Source organism: Streptomyces sp. HPF1205 (assembly GCF_020400825.1).
In the GTDB taxonomy this organism is placed as follows: domain Bacteria; phylum Actinomycetota; class Actinomycetes; order Streptomycetales; family Streptomycetaceae; genus Actinacidiphila.
Map to the genome: position 1 here is coordinate 134969 of NZ_JAINVH010000008.1, position 11577 is coordinate 146545.

Sequence of the window (11577 nt, forward strand, 5' to 3'; positions counted from 1 at the left end):
AAATCCCAGGCGCCGCGACGTACGCGGAGGGCTGTGATCGGCGCTCTGGCGGCCGTACTCGTCTCCGGCGCGGTACTGGCCGGACCCACCGCGGCGTCGGCGGACTCGACCGACATCAAGCTGGGACAGGCCGATCTGAACGGGCTGGCGTACAACGCCGGCACCGTCGACGGCATCAGCGGACCGCAGACCGAGGCGGCGGCGGAGACCTTCCAGAGCGACCGGTGCCTGAGCGTCGACGGGATCATCGGCACGCAGACGCTCGGTGAACTCGAGACCGTCGTGAAGGCGGTGCAGAGCAAGGCCGGCGTCAGCCAGGACGGCGACTACGGCAGTGGCACCGCCGACGCCGTCAAGAACTACCAGAGCACCCACCAGTTGACGGCCGACGGCATCGCCGGGCCGGACACCATGAAGTCGATGGGCATCACGCGGCTCGTCGCGAGCTGCCACACCGGCAACGCCCAGCGCGACGAGATCGTCAGCGTGGCCAAGAGCCAGTTGGGGGTGCGCGCCGACTCCGGCAACTGCGTCCCCGGCAAGCCGTACAGCATCTGCGCGGACTGGTGCGCGGCCTTCGCCACCTGGGTGTGGCGTGACGCCGGCGAGAACATCCCGTTCATGACGTACGTGCCGAACGTCTACGACTGGGCGGTCAGCCACAACCGCTGGTACGGCACCAGCCTGCTGCACGACGCGCTCCCGGGCGACATGATCATCTTCGGTACGGCCACCAACCGTTACCACATCGGCATCGTCGACCACGTCAGCGGATCGACGGTCTACGTGATCTCCGGCAACACCTCCAACCCGAGCAACTCCAGCCAGATCGGCGTCTACGACAAGAGCTATCCGCTGTCGAGCTCGGTCTTCTACGGCCTGGTCCGGGCCTGAACGACGTCGCCCGCCGGTCCCGGCGCGCCGCGCCCACCGGCCGCTCCACCCCGCTCCACCCCGCGCACCGGCGCCGGCCCCTCGGCCGGCGCCGGTCCGGGTACCGCCCCGCCCGCCCCGAGACGTGGAGAGACCCTCTGATGCACAGAACACTCGCGGCCGCCGCCGTCGGCCTCGCCGTACTGACCGGACTGACCGCCGTGCCGCACGCGGTGGCGAGCGCGGCGCCGGCACCGTCCCGCCCCTGGCACGAGGACGCCGACCACATGGGTTCGGGGGCGGCCGCCCGTTCGCGGGCCGGGGCCGTACCCGATCCGGGTCCGGCCGCCGTGCCCGACTCCTCCGGCACGCTCAAGGGCCTCGACGTCAGCGCGTACCAGGCGAACATCAACTGGGCGTCGGTGGCGTCCCAGGGGGCGTCCTTCGCCTACGCCAAGGCGACGGAAGGCGTCGACTACACCAGCAGCCAGTTCTCCCAGCAGTACAACGGCTCGGCGGCGGCCGGCCTGATCCGTGGCGCCTACCACTTCGCCCTTCCCGACGTCTCCAGCGGCAGCGTCCAGGCCGACTACTTCGTCGCCCACGGCGGCGGCTGGTCCGACGACGGCAAGACCCTCCCCGGCGCGCTTGACATCGAGTACAACCCCTACGGAAGCACCTGCTACGGCCTCGGCCCGAGCGCGATGGTCTCCTGGATCACCGCCTTCAGTACCGAGTACCACAGCAGGACCGGCCGCTACCCGATCGTCTACTCCACCCGGGACTGGTGGTCGACCTGCACCGGGAACTCCGCCGCCCCCGGTCAGCACGACCCCCTGTGGATCGCGAACTACGGCGGCTCCGCCACGCCGCTCCCGGCCGGCTGGACCACCTGGACCATCTGGCAGAACGCGAGCAGCGGCACCTTCCCCGGCGACCAGGACCTCTTCAACGGCGGCCTGGCGGACCTCAGGACCTTCGCACACGGCACCTACACACCGCCCCCGCCGCCGTCGGGCGGCGGCTGGCCCGTGGTCTCGCAGGACGCCACCGGTCACAGCGTCACAGCCATCCAGTACCTGCTCGACGCCCACGGCCGGTCCGTGACGGTCGACGGCGACTTCGGCCCGGCAACCCGTAGTGCCGTGATCGCCTTCCAGACGGCCGAGGGTCTGACCGCCGACGGCATCGTCGGCCCCAACACCTGGCAGGCCCTGATCGTCACCGTCGGTCAGGGCGACTCCGGTCCCGCCGTGAAGGCGGCACAGGACGAACTGACCGCGCATGGCCGGTCGGTGACGGTCGACGGGGACTTCGGGCCGGCAACCCGTAGCGCGGTGATCGCCTTCCAGACGGCCGAGGGTCTGACCGCCGACGGCATCGTCGGCCCCAACACCTGGCAGCAACTGGTCTCGTGAACCACCCGCCGTCCACCCGGCCGGTGTGGACGGCGCCCTCACCCGCACCTGGCAGCCAGGTACCGCCCCCCCGCGCGTGTCGCCCGCGTCCTCGGGCCGGGCCGAGGGCAGGCCGACGCCGGTACCGCCCCGGCCGAGAACGCCGCCGAATACGCGTTGGCGTGCGTCAGGTGACAGGTGGCGTGGAGGATCATCCCGGTGGCAGGGGAAGCAGCGGCCAGGAAGGTGCCCCCGCCGTGTCAGCCGACCTTCGGGAAACTGAAGGCGTAACCGTGGGCCCGAAGCCACGTCAGAGCCAGGTCGAGAGCCTCAACGGTCTGACCGCGGTAGCCGCCGCCGTCGTGGAAGAGGATGGTGGGGCCGTTGTGGATCTCGTCCCGGAGGGTGCGCAGGATGGCTGTCGCACCGGGCTCCTCGTAGTCCTTGGTGTCGACGTTCCAGCCGAGTGGTCGCATGCCGTTGCGCGCGGCCCGGGCACGGTTCCCGGGGGTGAACGCCCCGCCAGGAGCGCGGAAGTACTCCACGCGGGCACCGCCCGACGCCTCCTCGATCATCGCGAGCGCGTCGAGGGTCTCCGACTCCTGGTAGCCGAGCGGCTTGTGGTTCATCGTCGTGTCGTGGTGAACGGTGTGGTCGCACAAGCGGTGCCCCTCGTCCACGACTCGCCTGACGAGGTCGGGGTGAGCCAGGGCCTGCGGCCCGATCATGCAGAACGTCGCGTGCACGTGGTGCCAACGCAGGACGTCCAGGATCTGTGGCGTCCACCGGGGATCCGGACCGTCGTCAAAGGTGATGTTCACCGCTCTGCCAGGCGTCTCGGCCTGGTGCTGGATGGAGTCGGGCACCGCAGGGGTGAGAGGCGCGGCCCGCGGCGGCGCGGCCCGGGGGGAGGACGCGGGCGCCGGCGGCGTGGCGGGCGCCGTCCGTTCCGGCCGCTCCTTCCGGTCACGGGCAACGGTGGCCTTGCCGGGTTCACGCGGGGCCAGAAGCGCGGAGAACAACGCAGCCATCACCACTACCGCCACGGTGACCGAACCCGTCACCCTCAGCCAAGAACGCCCTTCCGGGGTGGATCGCCATTGCGACATTCCTCTGCCCGTCCGCCCTGTTCGCCGTCCAGCCGTGCGTTGCAGATCAGTTGGGTCTTCCGAACGTGTTCCGGGGGAGGCGCGCGCTTTCGGGCGTTCACCCGCGGAGTGATACAGGCCACCCCTTCATCAGATCATCCGACCCGTACGACGCGAGCCCGACAGGCCAGCACAGTCGCGCAAGCGGACTATGCCGCACCCTTCCGGAAGGGAGGCTGCCTGGAGGCTCCGCCGCGTCACCACGGTTGCGAACCGCCGTCGGCGACGAAGTTGACGCAGCAGTGCAGGACGGCGGGGATGACGCGGGCCGCGCCGTCGGTCGGGGCGGTCACCGATCAAAACGTCGACAACGCCCGCCGGCACGTCGGGCTCAGCTTCCTGGCCGGCTGACGGCACCGTCCGCGACCGGTTACGACAGCAGCCGCGCCAGGTCGAAGTTCACCGGCTCCTGCAGTTGCGCGTATGTGCACTGCTCCGGCGTGCGGTCGGGCCGCCAGCGGCGGAACTGCGCGGTGTGCCGGAAGCGGTCGCCCTGCATGTGGTCGTACCGCACCTCGACCACCCGTTCCGGGCGCAGCGGCAGCCAGGACAGGTCCTTCTTGCCCGTCCACCGGCTGACGCCGCCCGGCAGCCGGCCGGCGGCCTGCGCCTCCTCGCTGGTCCAGGACTCCCACGGGTGGCCCGCCACCGATTCCATCCGCAGCGGCTCCAGCTCGGACATCAGGGCCTTGCGCCTGGCCATCGGGAAGGAGGCGCAGACGCCGACGTGCTGCAGCCGGCCGGCGTCGTCGTACAGGCCGAGGAGAAGCGAGCCGACGACCGGGCCGCTCTTGTGCAGCCGCAGGCCCGCCACCACGCAGTCCGCGGTGCGCTCGTGCTTGACCTTCACCATGACCCGCTCGCCCGGACGGTACGGCAGGTCGTGCGGCTTGGCGACCACCCCGTCCAGACCCGCGCCCTCGAACTGCTCGAACCAGGTGCGGGCCAGCTCCAGGTCGTCGGTGGCCGGCGCCGTGTACACCGGGGCCCCGGCGTCGCGCAGGGCTTCCACCAGCGCCTGCCTGCGGTCCCGCTGCGACACCGTCATCAGCGACCGGTCGCCGAGCGCCAGCAGGTCGAAGGCGACGAGGCTCGCCGGGGTGACCTCTGCCAGGTGGCGCACCCGGGACTCGGCCGGGTGGATCCGCTCCAGCAGCGCGTCGAAGTCCAGCCGTCCGTCCCGCACGATCACGATCTCGCCGTCCAGCACGCAGCGCGGCGGCAACTGCTCCCGCACCGCGGCCACCACCTCGGGGAAGTAGCGGGTCAGCGGCTTGCCCGAGCGGCTGCCCAGCTCGACCTCGTCGCCGTCGCGGAAGACGATGGCGCGAAAGCCGTCCCACTTCGCCTCGTACTGCATGCCCGGCGGGATGGCCGCGGCGGTCCTGGCCAGCATCGGCGGCACGGGAGGCATGACGGGCAGGTCCATGTTCCGATTGTGCGAGCGGCGCGCGGCGCGCGCACGGCCGCGGCGCGCCCCGGCGCGTGCGGGCCGGCGTGCGAGGAGCGCTCCGGCCCGCACCGGCCCCGGCCCGACGCGCGGCGCGCGCCCCGGCGGCCTAGCGTTGAGGGCATGGCAGAGAGGCTGGAGCTGACCGTCGGCGGGCGCACGGTCGCGGTGTCCAACCCCGGCAAGGTCTACTTCCCTCGGCGCGGCTTCACCAAGGGCGACGTGGCCCGCTACTACGCGAGCGTGGGCGAGGGGGCGCTGCGCGCGCTGCGCGACCGGCCGACCACCCTGCAGCGCTACCCCGAGGGCGTCGACGGCGAGTCCTTCTTCCAGAAGCGGGCCCCGAAGAACCTGCCCGACTGGATCCCGACCGGACGTATCGCCTTCCCCAGCGGCCGCTACGCCGACGAGATCTGCCCCACCGAGGCGGCAGCGGTGCTGTGGGCGGCCAATCTGGGCTGCCTGACCTTCCACCCGTGGCCGGTGCGCCGCGCGGACACCGACCACCCCGACGAACTGCGCATCGACCTCGACCCGCAGCCGGGCACGGACTACGCCGACGCGGTACGCGCGGCACTGCTGCTGCGCGAGGTGCTGGACGAGCTGGACCTCGCCGGGTGGCCCAAGACCTCCGGCGGCCGGGGCATCCACGTCTTCGTGCCCCTCGCCCCCGAGTGGACCTTCGTCCAGGTACGGCGGTCCGCGATCGCGGTGGCCCGCGAGCTGGAGCGGCGCGACCCCGAGCGGATCACCACCGCCTGGTGGAAGGAGGAGCGCGGCGCCAAGATCTTTGTAGATTACAACCAAACGGCGCGCGACCGCACGATCGCCAGCGCGTACTCGGTGCGGCCCTTCGCGCACGCGCCCGTCTCCGCGCCCCTGCGCTGGGAGGAGGTGCCGGACGCCGTGCCCGCGGACTTCGACCTGGCCACGATGCCGGCCCGGTTCGCCGACGTCGGGGACGTGCACGCGGACATGGACCGGCATGCCTTCCGGCTGGAGGCCGCCCTGGAACTGGCCGCCCGCGACGAACGCGAGCACGGCCTCGGCGACCTCCCGTACCCGCCCGAGCACCCCAAGATGAAGGGCGAGCCGAAGCGGGTGCAGCCCAGCCGCGCCAAGAAGGGGACGGGGCCGCCGGACGGGGAGTGACGTGGGGCGACCGGGACCGCGTGCGACGGCGCCCCGGCGCGATGTGGACCGGGCGCGATGCGGACCGGGCGCGATGCGGACCAGGTGCGTTGTGAACCGGGGGCAACCGGGCCGGCTCCGGCGTCACCGGGTCCCCCGGGACCGGGGCTTCGCCTGCTACGGGGGACGGCGCCCGGCCGCCGCGCCCGAGGCCCGGATCCGCCGCTCCCCGCTCCGCGCTCCCCGTTCCCCGGCCACCGGCCCCTGCCGCGCCGACGGGCGTGCCGCCGGCGCGGCGGACCGGCCGCGGTCAGCCGGCCATGGGCAGCGGCGCGCGCCGCGGAACCGGCGCGAGCACGTCGTGCGGGACCATCTCCTCCGTCTCGTCGTCGATGACGGACACCCGCACCGCCGGGTCCGGCGCGGTGTCGATGGTCGCCGCGCGATCGAGCGCGAACAGCACGCTGGCGGGATGCGCGCCGCGGGCGTCCTCGTAGACGCCCGCGAAGCGCAGGACCCGCCATCCCTCGTCGTCCCAGGAGTCCAGGAGGGCCGAGCGGACGATCGGGGAGGCCGCCTGCCAGGCCAGCGAGCGTTCCAGGAGTTCCACGGAGGCGGCCACCGGGACGCGCTCGGCGACGGCGGGGAGCGGGTTGCCGAACAGCCTGATCCGGGCCTTGCGCAGCGGCAGCAGCCACGGCCGGTCCAGGCCGGAGCCGAGGGCGGGCACCAGGGCCGCCGCCGCGGCGGCGAAGACCGCCGACGCGACCGGGCGCCGGGAGACCTCCGACCACCAGCCGGTGTCCGCCGTCGCGGCCGCCGCGCCGCCGAGGACCACGAGGGCGGCCCGGACGAAGGAGCGCACGCCGATCGGGCCCTCGTCGCGCGCGCTGCACCCGCACGACGACTCCGGGGCGGTCGCTCCGGCGTACCAGAGATAGCCGGTGAAGCCCAGACCGAGCGCGGCCGTCGCCACCCCGGGCACGACCGCGGTTGGCGCGGCCAGCAGAGCGGCGGCGAGGGCGAGTTCGGCGCCGCCGAGGGCCCGCAGCGCCGCCGTGGCCCGCCCGGCGTCGCCCAGCACCCGTACCAGTACGGTGTTCGCGGCCAGTTGCGCGGTCCGCGGGCCGAACAGCTTGCCCGCGCCTGTCACCGCGAACAGCACCCCGCAGACCAGGGGCGCGAGATTCGACACGACGGGGATCATCGCACCGCCTCCTCAGTGGCCGACGGTGACGCGGGCGATGTCGATCGTGTCGTCCTCCGGCCGCCAGGCGCCGAGGATCTGCGCCGCCTGGCCGATCCTGACGCGCGACAGGTCGGAGGTCAGGGCCCCGCCCAGGTACGAGGCGGTGGTGGTTTCGGCGACGACGTGGCCGACCACCTCGTGGCCGCCGTGCGCGAAGTGCAGCCGGTCCTTGGCGATGCCGCGGATGGTCACGTAGAGGTTGACGATGTTCACCCACACCGCGTCGGCGGCGATCGTCCCGTCGGGCATGTCGACGCCACGCGCGTAGAGGCCGTCACCGACCTTGACGGCCTCCGCGGTGGTCTCGCGGAGCTTCCAGATGCTGGTGGCGTTGGTGAGCTGGATGAGGTGCCGCTCGCCGTACGAGCCCGCGACCTCCAGCACGCTGCCCTTGATTTGGGTGATCCGCCCCTCGGCGAACGCCGCCTTGCCGATCGCCGGGTCGAGCGGGGGCATGGGCGCGGCGAAGGCGGCGTCCGCGTCCAGTCCGCCCAGCGCGGAGGCGCCGACGATGGTGGCGCCGCCGAGGGCGGCCGTGGTCAGGAAGCGCCTGCGGTCGAACCGCCGCTGCGGGTTCTGGCTCATCTGCGTGTCCCTCCCTTGCCTGGTCATTCGTAGATGTAGACGGGGAGCTTGCCGGAGCTGAGGTTCCCGATCGCGGAGAACGCGGCGGGGGTCAGGTCGATGACCCGGTTGGTGCGGCACGAGCCGTTGCAGCAGGTCTCCTCGCCGCAGAAGCTCTGGGTGCGCGGACCGCAGTCGGAGACGGTGACGCACACGGTGGCGCCCGAGCACTGGTGACGGACGTTCATCACCGAACCGCAGCCGCGCCGGACGATGGTCTCGCCGCACAGGTCGGGCCGGGTGATGCTGAAGCAGGCCGACGAGGTGTTGGGCCAGGCCGCCTGGTACTTGGCGGACTGGCAGGTGCCGCAGGCGCCGGTGCCGGCGCTCCCGCACGGTCCCCAGGAGCTCCCGCAGCAGAACCAGGTGGTTTCCCCCGCCCACAGGGCGGTCGATCCGCAAGCCATGTCGATTCCCTTCGCGCCGCACAGGAGAATGTCCTGTGCATGACAATTCGGACGGCGCAGGAGGTGTTGCCGCGAAGTGGGGGGCCGCGACGGTACCGGAGGAGCGAACTGCTGCGCCGTGTGCGTCGGACGAGTCGGCAGTGCAGATGGAGCACGGCCATGATGCATCGGTCTACGCGCGTCCGGAAGAGGGCGGGTGCGGGGACCGGGCGAACGGGAGCGGGCGGAAGGCGGCCGCAGGGTGGAAGCGGGCGGGTCCTGAAGGGCTATTCGCCCACCCGCTGACCGGGGACGCCGCCCGCGGCGTCCCGGACCGTCGCCCGGGGGTCCCGGGCCCGCCGCCCCACCGCGTCGACCAGCGGCAGCATCCGGTGCGGCACCCGTTCCCGCAGCGCGATCTCGGTACGGGTGCGGACCACGCCCGGCATCCGGGTCAGCCGCTGGATGATGTCCTCCAGGTGGGCGTTGTCGCGGGCCACCACGCGGGCGAGCAGGTCGCCGCCACCGGTGACCGAGAACACCTCGATGATCTCCGGTACGGCGGCGAGCGCCTCCCCGACGCCGTCCAACCGGCCCTGGGTGACCTCTATCCTGACGAATGCCAGCACCGGATGGCCGAGGGCGGCCGCGGAGACCCGCGGGCCCGCGGCGGTGATCACCCCGTCCCGTTCCATCCGGTCGAGCCGGGCCTGCAAGGTGCCGCGCGCCACGCCGAGGATCCGCGCGTACTCACGGACGCTGGTCCGCGGCTGGTCGAGCAGCAGCCGCAGGATCCGGGCGTCCAGGGCGTCGACTGCCATGGGTCCCTGGTCCCTTCGACGGTCCGTCATCTGGCATATGCACGCTACCAATGGCCTACCGGCGAGCGATCAAATCGAGCCATTCATGTCACGGACAGGGCGTACCGTGGCCAACCGGCCGTATCCGCGGCCATGACGGCGATTGCGGCCGCCGACCCCGCGGCACACCGGGCCCCGGACGCGACGCGCCGGGCCGCAGGTACTACTCTCAGCCGCCGTACGGACATCGGGCGGAAGAGGTACGGCAGTGGCCGGGCACGCATACATCGGGTCGTTCACGTCGGCGGGGGGCCGCGGCCTCACCACGGCGGCCGTCGACCCGCGGACGGGGGCGCTCACCACGCTCGGGGACACGGCCGTGGTGCCGAACCCCTCCTTCCTCGCCCTGTCGTCCGACGGGCGCACACTCTACGCGGTCAGCGAGAACGAGCCGGAAGGCGCGGTCGCCGCCTTCTCCCTCGCCGACCCGGCGGCGCCCGCGCCGCTCGGCGCGCCGGTGCCGGTGGGCGGCGGCGCCCCCACCCACCTGTGCGTCCACCGCGACCACCTCATCACCGCCAACTACGCGGCCCCGGGGAGCATCAGCGTCGTGTCGCTCGGGCCGGGCGGTGCGCCCGGCGCCCTCCGGTCCGTGCTGCGGCACGAGGGGGAGGGGCCCAACCGGGCCCGCCAGGAGGCCCCGCACGCCCACGCCGTCGTGCCCGACCCGAGCGGCCGTTGGCTGCTGACCGTGGACCTGGGCACCGATTCGGTACGCGTCTGCGAACTGCCGGCCGACGGCGGAGAACTGGAGATCGAGCGGGAACTCGGCCTGCGCTCCGGCGTCGGCCCCCGCCATCTGACCTTCCATCCGTCCGGCGGCCACGCCTACGTCGTCAACGAACTCGACTCCGTGGTGACCGTGTGCGGCTGGGACGCCGAGAAGGGGTCGCTGCGGCCGCTGTCCGAAACCCGTGTACTGCCCGAGGGCACCGAGGCCGAGAACTATCCGTCCGAGGTGGTCGTCTCGCCCGACGGCACCTTCGTGTGGGTCGCCAACCGCGGCCACGACAGCATCGCGGTGCTCGCCCTCGACGAGTCGGGCGAGCGGCTGGAACTGATCGCCACCGTCCCCTGCGGCGGACACTGGCCGCGCCACCTCACCCTCGACCCCACCGGCAAGCGCCTCTACGCGGCCAACGAGCGCTCGGGCGACGTCACCTGGTTCGACGTCGACCCGGCGGACGGCATTCCCCGCCTCGCCGGCTCGCTGCCGTTGCCCGCGGTGTCCTGCGTGCTGTTCGACTGAGCGCGCCGGGGACCGACGGGTACGGACGGGTACGGTACGGATGGGTACTGACGGGTACTGATGGGTGCCCAGGCCGACGGCTGCCGTACCCGGGCCGGCCGGAAACGTGTGCGGGGCGCGTAGCCGCGTGGACCGCGCGGCGAACACAAAGGCGGGCGGTCCCCCGGGAAGGGGGGCCGCCCGCTGCCGTGTCGTCTCGTGCCGTGCCCGTGCGCTCGCCGCTACTGCGCGGGCGCGCTCTGAGGCTGCTGCGGCGCGATGCCGAGCGCGGTCGCGTACCGCGTGATGACCAGCTTGCCGACCGCGGGGTACGGGCCGAGGGCGTCGGCGCCGCTGCAGCCGGCCTCGGCGGCGGCGGTGTGCAGCAACTGGGGGGCGACCTCCGGGCCGATCAGGCACGGCGCCAAGGCCAGCGTGCCGGACCCGGAGGCGCGCAACTGCTCGGCGGCCCGGGCGATGGCGCCGTCCTCGTCGAGCGCGGCTGCCAGCACGGGCACGGCCAGCCGGGCGGCCAGCAGCAGTCCGGTGACGCCCGCGGCCTGCGCGGCCTCCTCGCCGCCCACCGTGGCCAGGATGATGCCGTCGGCCGCAGTCGCGACCGTGAACAGCCGGGCGCGGTCGGCCCTGGCCAGACCGGCCTCCGACAGCCGGACGTGCAGCGCCTCGGCGAGCAGCGGGTGCGGGCCGAGCACCTCGGTCAGCTCGACCTGCGCCTTGCTGTCCGCGACGGCCTGCCTGATGCGCCGCAGCACGGAGGCCTCGGGACCGGCCAGCAGCGGTACGACGACCGCTGAGGTCTCCTCCCCGGGGCGTTCGGCGGCCACCTGGTCCAGCATCGCGCGCAGGCCCGGGAAGTCCCCCTCACCGTCGTCGCCGTCGACGAACGCGATCCGGGGGTCGAGCCCGGACAGCTCGGAACGCGCGATGCTCACGACCTCCTCGGCCAGGCTCAGCGCGGCGGCGGTCGGGGTGCCGGGGACCGCCAGCACCAGCACCGGAGCGCCTTCGGGCGCGGCCAGCGCCTCCGGTCGCCGGTGTCGCCCGGGCTGTCGCGGACGCGGCATTCGAACGGGGAGGCCGGAACCTGGGCCTGTGGCAGTGCTCATGGCGTCGCATGCTAACGCCTTGCGGCGCCCTCGTGTTCGCGTGGGTACGCGCCCGGCCGGACCTGTCCGCAACTGTCCGTTTCGCTCATCACCGCTGGTCACCA

11 protein-coding genes are annotated in these 11577 nt (G+C 73.2%); 4 read left to right on the forward strand and 7 right to left on the reverse strand.

Annotated features, from left to right (window positions below):
• The first annotated feature begins 33 nt into the window (after positions 1–33).
• Together K7G61_RS11760 and K7G61_RS11765 are read left to right on the forward strand one after the other, a co-directional pair.
• The gene (locus tag K7G61_RS11760; RefSeq protein WP_225846692.1) at positions 34–894 is read left to right on the forward strand and encodes a peptidoglycan-binding protein; all 861 of its coding nucleotides are present in this window, start codon (positions 34–36) and stop codon (positions 892–894) included.
• A gap of 140 nt (positions 895–1034) precedes the next feature.
• Positions 1035–2291, forward strand: a complete 1257-nt coding sequence (locus tag K7G61_RS11765; protein ID WP_225846693.1) for a GH25 family lysozyme — start codon at positions 1035–1037, stop codon at positions 2289–2291.
• A gap of 239 nt (positions 2292–2530) precedes the next feature.
• Here K7G61_RS11765 and K7G61_RS11770 read toward each other — a convergent pair whose 3' ends face one another.
• Both K7G61_RS11770 and K7G61_RS11775 read right to left on the reverse strand, forming a co-directional pair.
• Complete coding sequence (locus tag K7G61_RS11770) at positions 2531–3136, reverse strand: polysaccharide deacetylase family protein (RefSeq protein ID WP_374204118.1); 606 nt, start codon at positions 3134–3136, stop codon at positions 2531–2533.
• A 652-nt stretch (positions 3137–3788) separates the two neighbouring features.
• Positions 3789–4847 (reverse strand): ATP-dependent DNA ligase, encoded by a 1059-nt coding sequence (locus K7G61_RS11775; RefSeq protein ID WP_225846695.1) that lies wholly within the window; start codon positions 4845–4847, stop codon positions 3789–3791.
• Positions 4848–4991: 144 nt separating this feature from the next.
• Here K7G61_RS11775 and ligD point away from each other — a divergent pair, with 144 nt between their 5' ends.
• A complete protein-coding gene (gene ligD, locus K7G61_RS11780) occupies positions 4992–6020 on the forward strand; it encodes a non-homologous end-joining DNA ligase (protein ID WP_225846696.1) in 1029 nt (342 codons plus the stop codon).
• A gap of 289 nt (positions 6021–6309) precedes the next feature.
• Here the strand turns inward: ligD and K7G61_RS11785 are convergent, their stop codons facing one another.
• The 4 genes from K7G61_RS11785 to K7G61_RS11800 all read right to left on the reverse strand — a co-directional run bounded on the left by K7G61_RS11785 (position 6310) and on the right by K7G61_RS11800 (position 9079).
• Complete coding sequence (locus K7G61_RS11785) at positions 6310–7206, reverse strand: MauE/DoxX family redox-associated membrane protein (protein ID WP_225846697.1); 897 nt, start codon at positions 7204–7206, stop codon at positions 6310–6312.
• Positions 7207–7218: 12 nt separating this feature from the next.
• Positions 7219–7833, reverse strand: a complete 615-nt coding sequence (locus K7G61_RS11790; protein WP_225846698.1) for a cell wall protein — start codon at positions 7831–7833, stop codon at positions 7219–7221.
• 23 nt (positions 7834–7856) lie between these two features.
• A complete protein-coding gene (locus tag K7G61_RS11795; protein ID WP_225846699.1) occupies positions 7857–8279 on the reverse strand; it encodes an RlpA-like double-psi beta-barrel domain-containing protein in 423 nt (140 codons plus the stop codon).
• Between the two features lie 266 nt (positions 8280–8545).
• Entirely contained in the window at positions 8546–9079 is a 534-nt protein-coding gene (locus K7G61_RS11800; RefSeq protein WP_225846700.1) for an Lrp/AsnC family transcriptional regulator, read from the reverse strand.
• A gap of 247 nt (positions 9080–9326) precedes the next feature.
• On the opposite strand from K7G61_RS11800, the gene K7G61_RS11805 reads away from it, so the two are divergent.
• The gene (locus K7G61_RS11805) at positions 9327–10367 is read left to right on the forward strand and encodes a lactonase family protein (protein WP_225846701.1); all 1041 of its coding nucleotides are present in this window, start codon (positions 9327–9329) and stop codon (positions 10365–10367) included.
• Between the two features lie 221 nt (positions 10368–10588).
• Here K7G61_RS11805 and K7G61_RS11810 read toward each other — a convergent pair whose 3' ends face one another.
• Positions 10589–11473 (reverse strand): sirohydrochlorin chelatase, encoded by an 885-nt coding sequence (locus K7G61_RS11810; protein WP_225846702.1) that lies wholly within the window; start codon positions 11471–11473, stop codon positions 10589–10591.
• Positions 11474–11577 lie beyond the last annotated feature (104 nt).